This window comes from Bacillus sp. AFS088145, assembly GCF_002564465.1.
Lineage (GTDB): Bacteria > Bacillota > Bacilli > Bacillales > Bacillaceae_G > Gottfriedia.
In genome coordinates, this window is the sequence record NZ_NUUX01000033.1 from 1 (window position 1) to 18,698 (window position 18,698).

The 18,698-nt window shown below is 34.6% G+C and carries 18 protein-coding genes, 1 tRNA gene, 1 other RNA gene and 1 other annotated feature; of the genes, 7 read left to right on the forward strand and 13 right to left on the reverse strand.

All coding sequences use genetic code 11. The features are described 5' to 3' along the window. Positions 1 to 180 precede the first annotated feature (180 nt). The 7 genes from COI44_RS18620 to tadA all read right to left on the reverse strand — a co-directional run bounded on the left by COI44_RS18620 (position 181) and on the right by tadA (position 4,406). Positions 181 to 444 (reverse strand): pro-sigmaK processing inhibitor BofA family protein, encoded by a 264-nt coding sequence (locus COI44_RS18620; RefSeq protein WP_175495675.1) that lies wholly within the window; start codon positions 442 to 444, stop codon positions 181 to 183. Positions 445 to 570: 126 nt separating this feature from the next. Next, entirely contained in the window at positions 571 to 798 is a 228-nt protein-coding gene (locus COI44_RS18625) for a YaaL family protein (protein WP_098429271.1), read from the reverse strand. 23 nt (positions 799 to 821) lie between these two features. Continuing rightward, positions 822 to 1,418: a recombination mediator RecR gene (gene recR / locus COI44_RS18630; protein WP_098429272.1), complete on the reverse strand. Its 597-nt coding sequence runs from the start codon at positions 1,416 to 1,418 to the stop codon at positions 822 to 824. Positions 1,419 to 1,429: 11 nt separating this feature from the next. Continuing rightward, the gene (locus COI44_RS18635; protein WP_098429273.1) at positions 1,430 to 1,756 is read right to left on the reverse strand and encodes a YbaB/EbfC family nucleoid-associated protein; all 327 of its coding nucleotides are present in this window, start codon (positions 1,754 to 1,756) and stop codon (positions 1,430 to 1,432) included. Between the two features lie 20 nt (positions 1,757 to 1,776). Continuing rightward, a complete protein-coding gene (dnaX, locus tag COI44_RS18640) occupies positions 1,777 to 3,462 on the reverse strand; it encodes a DNA polymerase III subunit gamma/tau (protein WP_098429274.1) in 1,686 nt (561 codons plus the stop codon). Between the two features lie 121 nt (positions 3,463 to 3,583). After that, an RNA gene (ffs, locus tag COI44_RS18645) (signal recognition particle sRNA large type) lies at positions 3,584 to 3,848 on the reverse strand. A gap of 84 nt (positions 3,849 to 3,932) precedes the next feature. Then, positions 3,933 to 4,406: a tRNA adenosine(34) deaminase TadA gene (gene tadA / locus COI44_RS18650; RefSeq protein WP_098429275.1), complete on the reverse strand. Its 474-nt coding sequence runs from the start codon at positions 4,404 to 4,406 to the stop codon at positions 3,933 to 3,935. Between the two features lie 82 nt (positions 4,407 to 4,488). Here tadA and COI44_RS18655 point away from each other — a divergent pair, with 82 nt between their 5' ends. The 3 genes from COI44_RS18655 to COI44_RS18665 all read left to right on the forward strand — a co-directional run bounded on the left by COI44_RS18655 (position 4,489) and on the right by COI44_RS18665 (position 6,501). After that, a complete protein-coding gene (locus tag COI44_RS18655; protein ID WP_098429276.1) occupies positions 4,489 to 5,076 on the forward strand; it encodes a cysteine hydrolase family protein in 588 nt (195 codons plus the stop codon). A gap of 112 nt (positions 5,077 to 5,188) precedes the next feature. Further along, positions 5,189 to 5,830 carry a deoxynucleoside kinase gene (locus COI44_RS18660; RefSeq protein ID WP_098429277.1) on the forward strand — a complete coding sequence of 214 codons (642 nt, stop codon included), beginning with the start codon at positions 5,189 to 5,191 and terminating at the stop codon, positions 5,828 to 5,830. After that, complete coding sequence (locus COI44_RS18665) at positions 5,827 to 6,501, forward strand: deoxynucleoside kinase (protein WP_098429278.1); 675 nt, start codon at positions 5,827 to 5,829, stop codon at positions 6,499 to 6,501. Before COI44_RS18660 ends, COI44_RS18665 begins: the two co-directional genes overlap by 4 nt. A gap of 159 nt (positions 6,502 to 6,660) precedes the next feature. Here the strand turns inward: COI44_RS18665 and COI44_RS18670 are convergent. Continuing rightward, a tRNA-Ser gene (locus COI44_RS18670) sits at positions 6,661 to 6,753 on the reverse strand. A gap of 229 nt (positions 6,754 to 6,982) precedes the next feature. Between COI44_RS18670 and COI44_RS18675 the strand changes: the two genes are divergently transcribed. The 3 genes from COI44_RS18675 (at position 6,983) to cstA (ending at position 11,400) form a co-directional block, all read left to right on the forward strand. Beyond that, positions 6,983 to 8,734, forward strand: coding sequence for a sensor histidine kinase (locus COI44_RS18675; RefSeq protein ID WP_098429279.1), 1,752 nt, complete (start codon positions 6,983 to 6,985; stop codon positions 8,732 to 8,734). 3 nt (positions 8,735 to 8,737) lie between these two features. After that, positions 8,738 to 9,472, forward strand: coding sequence for a LytR/AlgR family response regulator transcription factor (locus tag COI44_RS18680; protein WP_098429280.1), 735 nt, complete (start codon positions 8,738 to 8,740; stop codon positions 9,470 to 9,472). 134 nt (positions 9,473 to 9,606) lie between these two features. After that, positions 9,607 to 11,400, forward strand: a complete 1,794-nt coding sequence (gene cstA / locus COI44_RS18685) for a carbon starvation protein CstA (protein WP_098429281.1) — start codon at positions 9,607 to 9,609, stop codon at positions 11,398 to 11,400. A gap of 54 nt (positions 11,401 to 11,454) precedes the next feature. Here cstA and serS read toward each other — a convergent pair whose 3' ends face one another. The 5 genes from serS to guaB all read right to left on the reverse strand — a co-directional run bounded on the left by serS (position 11,455) and on the right by guaB (position 17,596). Beyond that, complete coding sequence (gene serS, locus COI44_RS18690; RefSeq protein ID WP_098429282.1) at positions 11,455 to 12,729, reverse strand: serine--tRNA ligase; 1,275 nt, start codon at positions 12,727 to 12,729, stop codon at positions 11,455 to 11,457. Positions 12,730 to 12,796: 67 nt separating this feature from the next. Next, positions 12,797 to 13,022: a binding site (T-box leader), on the reverse strand. Positions 13,023 to 13,072: 50 nt separating this feature from the next. Next, on the reverse strand, positions 13,073 to 13,660 hold the full coding sequence (gene pdxT, locus COI44_RS18695; RefSeq protein WP_098429283.1) for a pyridoxal 5'-phosphate synthase glutaminase subunit PdxT: 588 nt from the start codon (positions 13,658 to 13,660) through the stop codon (positions 13,073 to 13,075). 12 nt (positions 13,661 to 13,672) lie between these two features. Continuing rightward, complete coding sequence (pdxS, locus tag COI44_RS18700) at positions 13,673 to 14,557, reverse strand: pyridoxal 5'-phosphate synthase lyase subunit PdxS (RefSeq protein WP_056471238.1); 885 nt, start codon at positions 14,555 to 14,557, stop codon at positions 13,673 to 13,675. A 133-nt stretch (positions 14,558 to 14,690) separates the two neighbouring features. Continuing rightward, positions 14,691 to 16,019, reverse strand: a complete 1,329-nt coding sequence (locus COI44_RS18705) for a serine hydrolase (RefSeq protein ID WP_483295494.1) — start codon at positions 16,017 to 16,019, stop codon at positions 14,691 to 14,693. Between the two features lie 113 nt (positions 16,020 to 16,132). Further along, entirely contained in the window at positions 16,133 to 17,596 is a 1,464-nt protein-coding gene (gene guaB, locus COI44_RS18710; RefSeq protein ID WP_097978823.1) for an IMP dehydrogenase, read from the reverse strand. A 115-nt stretch (positions 17,597 to 17,711) separates the two neighbouring features. Here guaB and COI44_RS18715 point away from each other — a divergent pair, with 115 nt between their 5' ends. Next, a complete protein-coding gene (locus tag COI44_RS18715) occupies positions 17,712 to 18,671 on the forward strand; it encodes a YaaC family protein (protein WP_098429284.1) in 960 nt (319 codons plus the stop codon). Positions 18,672 to 18,698 lie beyond the last annotated feature (27 nt).

Sequence of the window (18,698 nt, forward strand, 5' to 3'; positions counted from 1 at the left end):
GTTTTGTTTAGTTTTCAAAGATCATCTTGTTTTTTAACAACTTAATCAGTTTATCACCTTCGACAAAATCTGTCAACAGTTGTTTTTTCTTTTTTCGCTATCGCCATCAGCGACGTATATAAATATAACATCCCCTCAATAAATGGTCAATAGTTTTTTAAAACTTTTTTATATATTTTTTTATACGATATAAATACCAATTACACTTAACGCTACAATACCTGGAACACCTAATACACTTAAGAATGCACAAGTAACAGTATTAATCGGAATATGAAAATTATTCGAAGCTAAAGCATAGTTTAGTATAAATACAATCATGACACATACAATGCCTCTTAGTACGTATTTGCTAATTAGTTTCAAAGCTTTAACTGGCAGACCTACTAATAATAGAAATAAGATTACAAACAATACAACTGAAATCATAATAATACTATTCACCACAAAAAAACTCCCCTCATATAACTTGTACACCTTTTTACTAAGATTGTATGAGAAAAGGAAGTAATCAATGACAAAAAACATTAATAAAAAAAAGCTTATTGCCTAAACAATAAACTCTTTTATCTATTTCATTTTTGTTATTAAAACATTTCTAGCCTTTGCTTCTTTTAATAAGAAGAAATATTTAGCCTGATAAAGCTTAACATGGATTAGTAGATCATCTGGTGGATCTACACTTCTTTCCATTAACTCGACCTGACTTAGGTAAGTATCTTTGTAGTCATGTAGTCTATCAACTAGCTTTTCATCAAATTCTTTACGAATCTTTCCTTTTTTTCGAAAAAAACCCATGGTCTCTCTCCATTAATCAGTTTCTAAATTTCTCTTCTACCTTCCAGAGCTTTCGAGAGTGTAACCTCATCTGCATATTCTAAGTCTCCGCCTACTGGTAGGCCATGTGCGATTCGAGTAATTTTTATACCCGTAGATTTTAATAGCCTAGAAATATACATAGCAGTTGCTTCACCTTCTATATTCGGGTTGGTAGCTAAAATAATTTCTTGAACTACATCATCTTTTAGTCTGCTCAATAATTCCATAATTTTAATGTCTTCAGGTCCAACTCCCTCCATAGGAGAAATTGCACCATGAAGTACATGATATAAACCTTGATATTCTCTCATTTTTTCCATAGCAATAACATCTTTCGTATCTTGCACTACGCAAATCGTAGATCTGTCTCGATGTTGATCACTACAAATATAACAAGGGTCTTGGTCAGTTATATGGCCACATTCTGAACAGTAAAGTAGTTTTCTCTTTGCATCTATCATTGATTTTGCAAAGTCTAACACGTCGTCTTGCTTCATATCTAACATAAAAAACGCCAGTCGAACGGCCGTCTTGGGACCAATCCCTGGCAATTTCATAAAACTATCTATTAATTTGGATATCGGCTCAGGGTAATGCATTTGTCTTACCCTTAAAATAATCCTGGAATATTCATTCCTTTAGTAAACTGCCCCATTGTTTTAGCTGTTTCATCTTCAATTTGTTTAATAGCATCATTAGTTGCAGTTAAAACTAGATCTTGTAGCATTTCAATATCTTCTGGATCTACTACCTCTTCCTTAATTGAAACTTCAACAATTTGTTTTAAACCATTAGCTGTAACAGTTACCATTCCACCGCCAGCTGTACCAACAAATGTACGCTCATTTAATTCATTTTGTGCTTGTTCCATTTGTTTTTGCATTTTTTGCATTTGTTTCATCATATTATTCATATTGCCCATTCCGCCACGCATCATTTTCATTTCCTCCAATATAGTTATTCTTTAATAATGACTAAATCTTCACCAACAAGATTGATTGCCTCTTGTACGATTGGTGAAACTTCTGTTGAAGACTCTTTTTGTTTTGTTGTATTTAAAAATGAATCCCTAGTCGATCTCCAATCTTCTTCGGGAATTGCTAACATACTCATTTCTGCACCTAATAAATTTGATAATGTTTCATTAATCGTTGTTAAGTGCTCTTGTTCGCCATTATTATTGATTAAATCACAGATTGTCTCTGATTTAAAAGCAACAATACACTGTTCAGAAGAAGCTGCCACAACTTCGCCATATGATACTAATGTCGCAGTAGAAACCTTATTTTGTTGCCTTAATTGATCTTGAAGTGATGTCCAAACTGCTAAAACTTTATTTTTTTCTGGTTTAGAAGCAGCTCTTAATACACCTTGTATTAAACTAGTTGGTATTTTCGAACGAGATGTAGTCGATTTCGGTTTTGGACTAGTAGAGGAATCATTTGTTCCACTTACTGTAATACCATTTTCCTTTAAAAATTTCACTTCTTTTTCAAGAGCGTTAATTTTATTAATTAATGGTGTCAGCTCGTCCTGTTTTTTACCGATACCGCTCACAGAAGCTTTTTGACAAAGTTGTACAATTGCCACCTCAAGTAAAACTCTTGGATGATTAGTCCATTTCATTTCTTGCTGACTTTTACTTAATGAAGCGATAATCTGATAAACTAACTCATCATTGTATGCATCGCAAAGCTCTTTAAATCGATCACTAACTGTTGCTCTCTCAAGTAATTCAATCGTACTTGGTGAATGCCTATATAATAGAATATCTCGATAATAGACTGTTAAATCTTCAATAAACCGAACTGGATCTTTACCTTGGTTTAATAATTCTTCAATATTAGTTAAACAAACTGACACATTACCATCTATTATTGCTGAAACAACGGATATTAAACGTTCTTGAGCCACTGTGCCTGTTACCGCTAAAACATCATCTAATGAAATGGACTCATCGCTATATGAGATAGCTTGATCCAGAATGCTTAGTGCATCCCTCATTCCACCTTCAGCTGCACGAGATAACATCATCAAAGCTTCTGGTTCAATTGCTGTTTGTTGATGATTCAGTACAACTGTCAATCGATCTGAAATCGTTTGAGCACTTATCTTATGAAAGTCAAAACGTTGACATCTTGATAGAATCGTTAAAGGTATTTTATGTGGTTCAGTAGTAGCTAATATAAAGATTACGTGACTTGGAGGCTCCTCTAATGTTTTTAATAATGCATTAAAAGCCCCTATTGATAACATATGGACCTCATCTATTATGTACACTTTTAATTTGCCTACAGAAGGAGCATATTTAACTTTTTCTCGAATATCACGTATTTCATCTACACCATTGTTTGATGCAGCATCAATCTCAATTACATCTGAAATTGATCCATCAGTAATACCTTTACAAATGGCACACTCATTACAAGGTTCATTAGTAGGTGCGTGTTCACAATTTAAAGCTTTTGCAAAGATTTTTGCTGTACTCGTCTTACCTGTTCCACGCGGACCTGTAAACAAATATGCATGTGATACTTTTTGCTGAAGAAGGGAGTTTTGTAACGTTCGTATAATGTGATCTTGACCCACGACATCTTTAAATTGCTGCGGTCTCCACAAACGATATAATGCTTGATAAGTCAATTGGTTTCCTCCTTCTTACAAAGTCATCATTATTATACCCTATGTAATGATTTCATGGAAAATATTTTAAAGAAAACAAAAAAACTCACTCAAAATTGAGTGAGTTTTTATAAAGTTACTGCCGTGCACCACTCTTCGATGCACTACCCCAGGCGTTACTTAAACAGTTAGCTCGGCCCAGGCACCCCTACGGCACACGAGATGGCTCACTTATTGCTGCTTCCTTCCGGACCTGACAAGGTTCATGAGTTCTCGTTGCGTAGGACCCAGACGTCAACACCACTTATTTAAGGCAGACCCTGAAATAGATACACCTCGGAGTGGAATTCAGTCTCGCTAGAGCGGATTGCGAGTACAGGGCACCGCTACCTCCCCACCTAGCACGGCAAAGTTAAAACCTAATTTTAAACCGCTGATTGAAGCGGTATTTAAAGTATATACGAACCGAAATAAAAAATCAATCCTTGTCCTCATGAAGGTAAATTTTTCTTTCTAGATCGCAACTCTCTAAAGAAATTCGTTAATAAGTTACCACATTCTTCTTCTAATATACCCGAACTAACTTCACAGCGATGGTTAAATCGATCTTCTTGCAAAAGATTATAAATTGATCCTCCACAACCTGCCTTTGGGTCTTTTGCACCGAAAACGACTCTTGGAATTCTTGATTGAATGATAGCACCCGCACACATCGGACAAGGTTCCAGCGTTACATATAGAGTTGTTTCCTCTAGTCGCCAAGAATCAATGACTTTACAAGCATCTTCAATTGTACTCATTTCAGCGTGACCTAAAGCTGTTTGTTTTGTTTCACGTAGATTATAACCTCGTGCAATGACTTCGTCGTTGTATACCAATACAGCTCCAATAGGTACTTCCCCTATTTGCTCTGCTTTTAGTGCTTCCTCTATTGCCAACTTCATATAAAACTCATCTTTATTCAAACTTTACACCTCTTTATTTCTTTAACAAACAAATATTCTTTTTACGAGTAGATAAACTAAGCATAGATTGGAGTGAAGCCGATTGAATTCTTCAAATCAAAAAGACAAGCAGTTGCCTGCATTATTAATTATCGATTTAATCAACTCATTTACTTTTAAACATGGAAGTGTTCTTGCGGAAAAATCAATCCATATGGTTCCGAAAATAAATTACATAAGAGATATTTTTAAAAACAAAAAACTTCCTACTATATATGTTAATGATCATTATAAAATCGAAAACCCGACTCAAAAAAAACTTATTAAGCATTGTCTCAATCCTTTAAGTTACGACTTAATAAAGCATATACAACCAAATGAGGACGATTATTTTATCTTTAAGCCTAACTACTCAGGTTTTTACTTAACAAATTTAGAAGAATTACTTAAAAAATTAAATATAACCCATTTGGTTATTGTGGGTGTTGCAGGAAACCGTTGTGTACTTTTTACAGCAAATGATGCATTTATGCGGGATTATAACTTAATTATACCTCAAGATGCAATTTCCTCGGTTACTGATTATGATGAAAAGGTTGCAATTTATATGATGAAAGACATTTTAAATGCAACAGTTATTCAAACTGAGGAAATCGAAGAAATGATCAATCATTTAGTGAACAACAATTAACTGTAATTGGAAAAATTTTAAAATGGTATTCCGTCTGACTACAGTATGTTAAAATAGTTTCTGTATGTTTTTTGACTATGATACGGAATTTGACTAGTAAGGAGGACAAGAGATGATACGTGTACCTTTTATAACAGTAGAAGGGCCAATTGGTGTCGGAAAAACATCTCTATCCAAAGCGATCTCTGAACACTTTCATTATGAACTATTAAAAGAAATTGTAGATGAAAATCCTTTTTTGGGTAAGTTTTATACGGACATTGAAGAGTGGAGTTTCCAAACAGAAATGTTTTTCCTTTGTAATCGATTTAAACAATTAGAAGATATAGACAGAAAGTTTCTTAATAAATCGATTCCAGTGGTTGCAGACTACCACATCCTTAAGAATTTAATTTTTGCTAGCAGAACATTAAAAGATAAGCAGCATGATAAATATTTAAAAATATATCAAATATTAACTGAGGATATGCCAAAGCCAAATGTGATTATTTACTTAACGGCAAGCCTTGAGACGCTTCAAAAGCGCATTCAACTTCGTGGTAGAGAATTCGAACAATTGATTGAGGACCAGTATCTACTTCAGTTAATTGAAGATTACGAGACACACATGATAGAATTTCAAGCTAAATACCCTGAAATTCCAGTACTAAAATTTGACGGTGACCAAATTGACTTCGTTAATAACCCGAGAGATTTAACGATGATACTTGAATCGTTAGAAAACACCTTACAAAAGGAGCTAAGAAGTATATGAATTTACGTGAAAAATACGGAATACGAAACGATGCAGTTATTACAATTGCTGGGACAGTAGGTGTAGGAAAATCTACTATGACCAATGCACTTGCAGATGCGCTAAACTTTCGTACATCATTTGAAAAAGTAGATACAAACCCATACCTAGATAAATTTTATCAAGATTTTGCACGTTGGAGCTTCCATTTACAAATATACTTCTTAGCAGAGCGATTCAAAGAACAAAAAAGAATGTTTGAATACGGTGGCGGATTTATCCAAGACCGTTCAATTTATGAGGATACTGGGATCTTTGCGAAAATGCATTACGAAAAAGGAACGATGAGTGAAGTTGACTACGAAACATATACTAGTCTTTTTGAGGCCATGGTTATGTCACCTTATTTCCCAGCTCCTGATTTATTAATTTACTTAGAAGGAACATTCGATGAAGTCGTTGAGCGAATTAAAGAGCGTGGACGTCCAATGGAGCAACAAACTCCTATTGAATATTGGAAAGAAATGAATTCACGTTACGAAAACTGGATTAATAACTTTAACGCTTGTCCTGTACTTCGTTTAAGTATTAGCGAATATGATTTAATTAAAAATGAATCTTCTGTAGAAGAAATCGTTAAGAAGATTGGAAACGTACTAAATCATTCACAAAAATATATGAAATCTAGATAATAGTTGTCTTCCTAATAGATAAAAGAAAAAGCTGCGAACTTTACATAGTACTGTTCGCAGCTTTTTCTTTTCCAATTTGATTTTATAAACAAATAAAAAACTCGTTACATTAATGTAACGAGTTGTCTAATATATATGCACTCTTTTAATTTTAAAAAATGGAGGAGTAAGAGGGATTCGAACCCCCGCGGGCTGTTACACCCCTGTCGGTTTTCAAGACCGATCCCTTCAGCCAGACTTGGGTATTACTCCGTATTGACAAGATTTATAATACCATACGAAAAAATTAAGGTCAAGCATTCTTTTTAAAAATTATATTTTTTTTTGAAAATAAAAACAACCTTTTTATAACAAGTATTATCGTCATCTAACTATTAAAATATACATCTTTAATATAAGTAGAAAGAATATACAGAAAATTCATTTGTATTTATAATGGTACTACCATATAAAAACATTAGAAATTATTAAGGAGAAAGAAATGTTTGAATTAATACCGCTGATGCTGGAACGAGTGGGTATTCTCGTTATACTCGCCTTTTTACTTTCAAGGATGAAGTCATTTAGACAAATCATTCAAAATGAACACTCCTTTGGTGCAAAAATGATCCTAATTGTTATATTTGGTGCCTTTGGTGTAATCAGTAATTATACTGGTGTTCATATTTATCATGAGTCAATTATGTCTCAGTCATGGCACTTTAATGTAGCAAGTGATAATGCAATTGCAAATACAAGAATTATGGGAGTAGCCATTGGCGGTCTAATTGGCGGCCCGATTGTTGGCTTAGGTGTCGGATTAATAGCAGGCTTACACCGTCTAACATTAGGCGGATTTACTGCATATGCATGTGCCATTTCTACAATCGTTGCGGGAGTTGTTACAGGATTACTTAGAAAAAGATACGGGATACAAAAAAACAAATCCATTTGGAGTGTAGTATCAATTGGAATAATTATGGAATGTGTTCAAATGGGGATTATCCTTTTAATCGCAAAACCCTTTTGGGCCGCTCTACATCTTGTTGAAGTGATTGCTCTTCCAATGATTCTAATAAATGGTTTTGGTACGCTTATATTTATATTGATCATCCAAAATATTTTACAGGAAGAAGAAAAAACGCGAGCGCTTCAAACAAACAAAGCCCTGTATATCGCAGAGCAAACTTTACCATTTTTTAGACAGGGACTAACCCCTCATTCTTGTAATGAAGCGGCAAGAATTATTTTTAAATTAACCAAGGCAGATGCAATATCGATTACTGATCACAAAAGCGTACTTGCTCACGTGGGTGCAGGTTCAGATCACCATGAACCAATGAATAGTTTAGCAACAAAACTAACCAAGAAGGCATTAAAAGAAGGTACAATTATTATTGCTACTTCAAAAGATGAAATTCAATGTTTCCATATGGACTGCCCTTTAAGTGCGGCTATAGTATTACCGTTAAAAGCTTTAAATAAAACAGTTGGATCTTTAAAGCTATATTACACGGATTCCAACAAGCTAGACAAAGTTGAGAAAGAACTAGCAGACGGATTATCTAAACTTTTTTCTACCCAATTGGAATTAGCAGAGGCTGAACTACAGCGAAAATTAGTGAAAGATGCTGAAATAAAAGCATTACAAGCACAAATGCATCCCCACTTCCTGTTCAACTCTTTAAATACAATTTCAAGTTTAATTAGAACAGATGCTGATCAAGCTAGAAAATTACTAATCCATTTAAGCACTTTTTTTCGAAATAACTTACAAGGGGCAAGGCAGACCTTAGTCACTTTAGAAAAGGAATTAGAACATGTAGAAGCATATTTAACGATTGAACAAACTAGGTTTCCTTCTAAATTCCATGTTGAATTTCAAATAGAACCTCATTTAAAAACGGTTCAAATCCCCCCTTTTACACTTCAACCACTTATTGAGAATTCGATTCGACATGCATTTACAAAGGAAAAGAAATTAAAGGTAACTGTGCAAGCATATGAATACAATAATGAAATGATTCTCATTACTGAAGATAATGGCAAGGGGATTTCGCCAGAGCTACTAAATACAATTGGGAACGAAACAATACAGTCTAAAGAAGGAACTGGAACAGCCTTATGGAATATAAAAAAACGAATTGAAGAAATTTACGGGGAAAAAGAATATTTTCAAATTAAATCCAACCTGAACACTGGAACGAAAGTATCGATAAGAATCCCATTAATGCCAAAAGTAATGGAGGAATAAATAATGTTAAAGGCACTAATTGTAGATGATGAACCATTAGCAAGAGACGAACTAGCTTATTTACTAAAAAGAAGCAAGGCAGTCGAAATAGTTGGTGAAGCGGATTCAATTAGAAGTACATTGGAATTCATTCAAATTGAAGAAATCGACGTTGTATTTTTAGATATCCAGTTAGCTGATGAAAGTGGATTAGAATTAGCACAAAAACTGCAGGATCTTAGCCATCAACCAGCAATCGTCTTTGCAACAGCTTATGACGAGTACGCTTTAAATGCATTCGATTTACATGCAATTGATTATATTTTAAAACCATTTGATGAAATAAGAATTCAAAAGACTATTGAAAAATTGACAAAACTAAGTACGAAAACTATTAAAACTGAGGTGAAAAAGAATCCCCCTCTTTTAAAACAAGATAAATTGGCCATTTCGGTTGATGAAAGAATTCTTTTAATAACATTCGAAGAGATCATTTACATTTTTACACAAGAAGGTAAAACAAGTGTCGTTACTGATAGGATGACTTATCGAATAAATGAACCTTTAATCAATTTAGAGCGGAAGCTACAAAATACATCCTTTACCCGTGTCCATCGGAGCTATATTGTCAATTTAGATAAAATTATAGAAATTCAGCCTTGGTTTAATTCCACATATAATTTAATAATGAATGATGGTGAGAAAGTACCTGTTAGCCGGACATACACAAAGGCAATTAAGCAACTTTTTAATTTATAAGTTTGTATTTCATTTATCCATTCATGCTTCTCAACCTGTTTTTATTGCATCTTACATTGAAAATTCAAAATTTTAATTTTCATAAAGTAAAATGAGTGTAAATAAAAAGATACAGGGGAGGCTTATTAAGTAAAATGAATGCGGTTACAATCGTTATTGCTTCTATGTGTATTTTGATGATTGCATATCGTCTATACGGAACATTTATGGCTGTGAAGGTACTTAAGTTAAATGATTCTATACCTACTCCAGCTCATGAGTTAAATGATGGTAAGGACTATGTTCCTACTAACAAATGGGTAACATTTGGTCATCACTTTGCTGCAATCGCAGCAGCTGGCCCTCTAGTTGGTCCAATCTTGGCCGCTCAATTTGGATACCTTCCAGGTCTATTATGGCTTTTAATTGGGGCTGTAATTGGCGGAGCAGTACATGATGCTGTTGTTTTATATGCTTCGATGAGAAAGAAAGGAAAGACGCTATCGGAAGTAGCAAAAGAAGAGCTTGGACCAGTTGCTGGCTTCTGTACGGGACTAGCTATGCTTTTCATTATTACAATTACAATGGCCGGACTTTCAATGGTTGTTCTACATGCGCTTGAAAATAACCCTTGGGGGACATTTGCAGTTGGAATCACAATACCAATTGCGATGGGTGTTGGTCTACTATATAAAAAAACAGGCAATTTAAAATTAGCTTCAACGATTGGATTTATTTTACTAATGGTTGGAGTCTTTATGGGACCGACAATACAAGAAACTGCTATAGGTGATTTTTTAACATTTGATACGAGAACTTTGGCAATCATACTACCTATCTATGCGTTTTTTGCTGCTGCATTACCGGTATGGCTTTTACTGGCACCTCGAGACTATTTAAGTAGTTTTATGAAAATCGGTGTATTTATTGCACTCATTATTGGGGTATTTATTATTAATCCAACTATCCATTTTCCGACTGTAACTAAATTTGTTAACGGCGGAGGACCGATTCTAGCTGGTCCAGTATGGCCATTTATTTCGATTACAATAGCATGTGGAGCAATCTCAGGTTTTCATGCATTTGTGGGCTCTGGTACGACACCAAAAATGCTTGATCGATGGAGCGATATAAAGGTTGTAGGATTTGGAGCAATGCTAGTTGAATGTTTAGTAGGTATTATGGCTTTAATCGCTGCTACTGCACTTCAGCCAGCAGACTACTTTGCAATTAACTCTACTCCAGAAGTTTTTAAAACGTTAGGAATGAATGTTGTCCACTTACCGGAACTTAGTAAGGAAATTGGATTAAGTCTAGAAGGGCGTACTGGTGGAGCTGTTACATTAGCGGTTGGTATGACATACATATTTACATCTATTCCTTGGTTTAGTCACTTAGCATCATATTTCTTCCAATTTGTTGTTATGTTCGAAGCCGTATTTATATTAACAGCCATTGACGCTGGAACTCGAGTAGCACGATATTTAATTCAAGATTTCTTTGGTGAATATTATAAACCATTGAAGAAAACAGATTGGGTACCAGGATCAATTTTTGCTAGTGCGCTAGCATGCTTTATGTGGGGATATCTCTTATTTTCAGGTGATATCGGATCAATCTGGGCATTATTTGGAGTATCTAATCAATTAATGGCTTCTATTGGATTAATCATTGGGGCAACCGTGCTATTAAAGATAGCCGATAAACGTTGGTATATGCTAACATGTTTAATTCCTCTTGCCTATCTATTTGTCACTGTAAACTATGCAGGATACTGGATGATCAAAAATGTTTATCTAAACCATGATGCAGCCGGTTATAGTATGTTAAATGGTGTCTTATCTATGATTATGTTAGTTTTAGGTGTCGTGATTTTAATATCAGCTATTAAGAAATGGATGGAATTGTGGAACACACCTAATTATAAGATTAATGTTAAAACTATCTAAATAAAAAGCAGATGTACTTGAGAATTATTTCTCAAATAACATCTGCTTTTTTACTTATTTAATTACTTCTTTTCCGCCCATATACGGACGAAGAACTTCAGGAATAATAACTGAGCCATCTGCTTGTTGGTAGTTTTCTAAAATTGCAGAAACCGTACGTCCAATTGCAAGACCAGAGCCGTTTAATGTATGAACAAATTCTGGTTTTCCTTTTGGATCACGTCTGAAGCGTATATTCGCTCTTCTTGCTTGGAATGCTTCAAAGTTACTACAAGAAGAAATTTCTTTGTATGCATCATAGCTTGGTAACCAAACTTCAATGTCATACGTTTTTGCAGAAGAAAATCCAATATCTCCAGCACATAATGTAATGACACGGTATGGTAATCCTAATAATTGAAGAACTTTTTCAGCTTGAGCTGTTAATTTTTCTAATTCAATATAAGAATCTTCAGGTTTTACAAAGCGCACTAGTTCAACTTTATTAAATTGGTGCTGGCGGATTAATCCTCGTGTATCACGGCCAGCAGAACCTGCCTCAGAACGGAAACACGCGCTATATGCTGTATATGCAATCGGTAATTGAGTAGCATCAAGAATTTCGTCACGGTGATAGTTTGTTACAGGTACTTCTGCAGTAGGTACTAAGAAAAAGTCTTCTTTCTCGATACGGAATGCGTCTTCTTCAAATTTTGGTAATTGTCCTGTACCAATCATGCTAGCACGATTTACAAGGTTTGGAGGTAGTACTTCAGTGTATCCATGCTCCTCGGTATGAAGATCTAACATAAAGCTAATTAAAGCACGTTCAAGTCTAGCTCCTAAGCCTTTATAGAAAGTAAATCGGCTACCTGTTACTTTTGCTCCACGTTCGAAGTCTAAAATGTCTAAATCAACACCTAGGTCCCAATGTGCCTTTGGTTCAAAATCAAATGTACGAACTTCACCTATTCTACGAATTTCAACATTATCATCTTCTGTTAATCCAACTGGTACTGAATCACTAACTAAGTTTGGAATTGTAAATAAAATAGCATCTAGTTGTTCTTCTAAAGTTCTAATCTCTTCATCTAGAGCTTTAATTTTATCCCCAACTTCTCTCATCTCAACAATTAGTGCTTCTGCACCTTTTTTCTCACGCTTTAATACACTGATTTCTTGGCTAACTTCATTACGTCGGCTTTTTAAACCTTCAACCTGAACAAGTAGTTCTCTACGGTTTAAATCTAAGTCTTCAAATTTTTCGATATAGCTTATGTCTCCACCACGTAACTGAAGTTTTGCTTTAACATCTTCAAAATTACTACGTAATATTTTAATGTCTAACATTTTTAATTCCTCCTATTCTTTTATTGTCTAAAGGATAAAAATAAATACAAAAAAGCCCTCATCCCATAAAAGGGACGAGAGCTACCCGCGTTGCCACCCTAATTGAAGAATTAATAAATAATCCTTCCACCTTAGTATAGTTAACGGACTATAGTACCGGGGTTACTTACTAGCTGTACAGCATTCCGTAACCCACTCAAGAATGGATTCACAAGTCTTCATTATCGATTTGCACCAACCACCGACTCTCTATAAATTTAGAACTTGCTACTATTTTCTTTCATCGCTTTAAACAATTTAAATTATATAATAATTTACTATAAGCTTTTACTTTTTTCAAGAGTTACATACTTAAATTTGCACTTTTTTCCTTAACCATCTCTACAAAATAATTCATAAAACGGTAATCATTCGTTAATTCTGGATGGAAAGATGCTGCTAACATGTGATTTTGTCTAACTGCTACAATATTACCACCATGTTCTGCAATAACCTCTGCATCACCTGATACTGAACGAATAAATGGTGCTCTGATAAATACAGCTGGGTAGTCTTCACATACACCTTTAATTGGGATGTTTACTTCAAAACTATCCACTTGTCTACCATAAGCATTACGTTCAGCTACCATATCCATAACTCCTAGATGCACCGTGTCATCATTTGCAATCTCTTTTGAAAGTAAGATCATGCCTGCACATGTACCGAATGCTGGTAAACCATTTTCGATTTTCTCTTTTAATGGTTCTAATAACCCAACGTGATCAAGCAACTTACGCATTGCAGTGCTCTCTCCACCAGGTAATACAATACCATCAAGTCCATCTAAATGTTCTACACGTTTCACGATAACAGCTTCAGCACCACATGCTTTAATTGCATTTATATGTTCTTGAACTGCACCTTGTAATGCTAATACACCTATTTTCATAAATTCACCAACTTAAATGCTACGATCTTGCATACGATCTGCTGCAGCAAGTTGTCTCATATCGATACCTTTCATAGCAGGACCTAAGTTTTTAGAAAGGTTAGCGATTAATTCATAATCTTGATAGTGAGTAGTAGCTTGTACAATCGCACGAGCAAACTTCTCAGGGTTTTCTGACTTGAAGATACCAGATCCTACGAATACACCGTCAGCACCTAATTCCATCATTAAAGCTGCGTCTGCAGGTGTTGCTACTCCGCCAGCCGCAAAGTTAACAACTGGTAAACGACCAAGCTCTTTAATTTGAAGTAATAATTCGAATGGAGCGCCAAGGTTTTTAGCTTCAACCATTAATTCATCACGAGATAAACCAACTACTTTGCGGATTTCTCCGTTAATTTGGCGTAAGTGACGTACTGCTTCTACAATGTTTCCAGTACCTGGCTCACCTTTTGTACGTAGCATAGATGCGCCTTCACCAATACGACGAAGTGCTTCACCTAAGTTACGGCAACCACAAACGAATGGAACAGTGTAATCTGATTTATTAATATGGAAGATATCATCTGCTGGAGATAATACTTCACTCTCATCGATGTAATCTACTCCCATTGCTTCTAAAACACGCGCTTCAACGATATGTCCAATACGAGCTTTAGCCATTACAGGAATACTAACAGCGTTAAGAATTTCCTCAGTAATACTTGTATCAGCCATACGAGCTACTCCACCAGCTGCACGAATGTCAGATGGTACCTTTTCTAATGCCATTACTGCTACTGCACCAGCAGCTTCTGCAATTTTAGCTTGCTCAGCATTTACTACGTCCATAATAACGCCGCCCTTTTGCATTTCTGCCATACCGCGTTTTACTCGTTCTGTTCCTGTTAAATTCATTGTTATGCCCCTCCATTATTAAAGCTTACTTGGTAACATTTTAGTATTTCTCTTCCCCTAGTTAAAGTTACCTTACTTTTATTTTACTGAAAAAATGACAACTTAACAATTACTGATATATTTATATAGAAATTTATTTAAATAAACCACCAATTCCGCTTATGATACTATCCCATAAATTCCCGAAAAATGATCCAATCCCTCTAAAAGATAAAACCAACCAATTTGCTTTATCAACACTTTTATCGACTACTAAATCGTACGATTGATTATTAGTATTGATAAATCCTAAATCTTCATTCTTTGAAGATTTAACCACAATTTGTCCAACCTTTGTTCCTTTTTTAATTGGAGCTATGATATTGCCATCTTTATCAATTGATTTACCTGATAATTGGACTGTTGCTTTATAATTTTTAGCTTCACCGCGTTTTATAGCTAAAGTAACATCGTCTTTTGCTACTACTTTTACTTCTTTATCTTTACCTTTAACTACTTTTACTGTTTTATTACCTTTTACTGTTTGACCTTTTGATACCAATGTAACTTTTTCGAAGTTACTGAAACCGTAATCCATTAATTTAGCCGTTTCACTAAATCTTGAGTTATAAGAATTTGCCCCCATTACAACTGTAATATAGCGTTGACCATCTCTTTTAGCAGTTCCAGTAAAACAGAAGCCAGCTGAATCTGTTGAACCCGTTTTCAATCCATCCATACCTGGGTACTGAAATACTAACCCAGGTAACATCCAGTTCCAGTTATCCATATTTACTGGATACTTTCCACCCTTTTGGAATGTTTTCTTTGGAATTGAAGAAGTCTGAAGCACTTCTGGATATGTTTTAATTAGATTATATGCTAATTTCGCTACACCGTTTGCTGACATAATATTTTCATCAGTAAGGGCAGTTCCCTCTGGTTGCATTCCTTGTAAGTCTTTATTTACTAAACCAGTAGCATTAACAAACTTAACGTCTCCTAGGCCTAGTTTCTTTGCTTTATCGTTCATTAGTTGGACGAAGTTTTTCTCTGATCCACCAATTTTTTCTGCTAGAGCAATTGTCGCACCATTTGCTGAATAAATAGCAGCTGCTTCATATAGTTCTTTTACTGTATATTGACCACCTAATTCAAGTGGTACGTTAGATAATCCTGTGTTTTGAGAAATTTTATGAGCATAATCAGAAACAGTTACTTTATCGTCCCAAGAGATTTTCCCATTTTTTACTGCTTCATTAACTAGATATTCTGTCATCATTTTAGACATACTTGCAATCGGTAATGGAGCTTTTGAATTTTTTTCATATAATATTTTCCCTGAATTTGCATCAACTAAAATCGCAGCTTTAGCTTTAATGTCTAAAACGTCCTCTGCAGCAGCCGGTCGTAAATTCATTGGGATGATTATTGTTATCGCTAATGCTATTACGATTAATTTCGTTAGTATTTTCTTTCCAATCACTTTTTTACCTCCAACCTTTAATCTCACTTGTACATTTTAACACAATTATTTCCCAAAAAATAGGCAACTACAATTTCTTGTAATTGCCCTAGGTACAATTGCTTAAATTATTATAGTGAGTAATTTGGTGCTTCTTTTGTAATATGAACATCGTGTGGATGACTTTCACGTAAGCCAGCACCAGACATACGAATAAACTGTGCGTTATCTCTTAATTCATTTAGTGTAGCAGTGCCACAGTAACCCATACCAGCTCTAATACCACCGATTAGTTGGTGAACTGTATCAGCTAATGGGCCTTTATATGGAACACGTCCTTCGATACCTTCAGGAACTAGTTTTTTATTACCTTCTTGGAAATAACGATCTTTACTTCCTCTTTCCATTGCACCAACAGAACCCATACCACGGTATACTTTAAATTGTCTACCTTGGAAGATTTCTGTTTCACCAGGACTTTCTTGTACACCAGCAAACATACTACCTAACATAACAACATGTCCACCAGCTGCAAGAGCTTTAACGATATCACCAGAGTACTTAATACCGCCATCTGCAATAATAGGAACTCCGTACTCTCTAGCAACAGAAGCACAGTCATAAACCGCAGTTAGTTGAGGAACACCTACTCCAGCAACAACTCGAGTAGTACAGATCGAACCTGGTCCAATACCAACCTTAACGATATCTGCTCCAGCTTCAATAAGTTCTTTAGTTGCTTCACCTGTTGCAACATTACCAGCGATTATTGCTAATTCTGGGAATCTACTTCTAATTTCTTTTACTTTTTCAATTACGCCTTTAGAGTGACCATGTGCTGTATCAATTACAATTACATCGACATTTGCTTTCACTAACAACTCTACTCTTTGAAGTGCATCTTTTGTTACTCCTACAGCTGCACCTACAAGTAATCGTCCTTGTTGATCTTTCGCTGAGTTTGGAAACTCAATTACTTTTTCAATATCCTTAATTGTAATTAGGCCCTTTAAAGTACCGTCTTCATTAACTAGGGGTAGCTTTTCGATTTTATGTTTTTGAAGAATTTTTTCTGCTTCTGCAAGTGTAGTTCCAACAGGAGCAGTTACTAGATTTTCTTTTGTCATAACATCTGAAATAACAATTGAATAATCTTGAATAAAACGTAAATCACGATTTGTTAAAATACCTACTAATTTTCTATTCTCTGTATCATTTACGATTGGTACACCTGAAATACGATATTTACCCATTAAATATTCAGCGTCTGCTACTTTATGAGATGGTGTTAAGAAGAAAGGATCATCAATTACACCACTTTCAGAACGCTTTACTTTGTCTACCTGTTCAGCTTGCTCTTCAATTGACATATTTTTGTGGATGATACCTAATCCACCTTGTCTAGCCATTGCAATAGCCATATCTGCTTCTGTAACTGTATCCATTCCTGCGCTGATTAATGGAATATTTAATTGAATTTTCTCAGTTAATCTCACACTCACATCAACTTGATTTGGAAGTACTTCAGATTTCGCTGGAACTAGTAATACATCATCAAAAGTAAGTCCTTCTTTTACGAATTTTGATTCCCACATAAAAAAGCCCCCCTATACACGTATAAATATTATTAGTAGATTAACAATAGGATAAAACACTGTCAAGGAAGTCAAATTATGTTTAAATATTCAGTTAATAAGGAGTCCCTCTCTTATGTTATACTCGTATAGTAATGTATGGGATGAGCTATGTTATTTTAGCTCTGCGCAGTATTCAAAAAACTATCTTCAAACAAAATATGAACGAACTAATTCCAAGGAACAAAAAACAAAGGCTTTCCGTAATGCTTATCCATTTTTATATTATATTGAGCATGGGAAAAGTTATTTTCATGCAGCTCAAAATTCTCAAATTAATGTAAAGCCTACATTACTGTTTTATGGGCTTGTTCAATTATTAAAGGCTTGCATCCTTACCGTAGATCCTGATTATCCGAGTACTACTGCAATCCTGGCTCATGGTGTTACCTCAAGAAAAATAAAAAAAGTAGGATACTCTTTTGTTGATGACGAAGTTAAAATCCAAAAAAATGGATTATTTACTCATGCTTCTAAAGTATTATTTAATCTAAATAATTTAGAAAACGAAAAGTTTACAATGCTTCAGCTTTTACAATCAATACCGGAATTAAATAAGGTCCTTAAAATTACCAAAAAAGGAAATTTATTTCTCCCAACTACTGTTGATCATAATGTAATCACTCTACCTGAACAAACTTTGTCATCCTATCATTTTACTTCAGAACGTTTTATTTCATTTCTTCAATCAAAGCAAGCTTCAATAGATATTGTAATTGTTGAACAGAATCAAAAGCAAATTAAAATTAAGTCAAATTTTCCTGATAAAATTTTAAATAAAGCACCATTTTATTTTAATATATTAAATCAAAGTTATTTTATAAAATCCCAAAAGGAAGCGCTTTTATTATTACCTGAAATTCTTTACCACTATCTACTTTTATACAACTTGAGTATGATTTGTCGCTATGAAACTGACTGGTGGTGTGAACTTTTACAGACTTATTCGACTGATGATTATCCTTTAATAAACCAATTTTTAACAACAACCGAACAAAAAATTCCTTATTTAATTCATCGTTTTTTAACTACATAATAAACCGAAAAACATCAGCCTAATAGC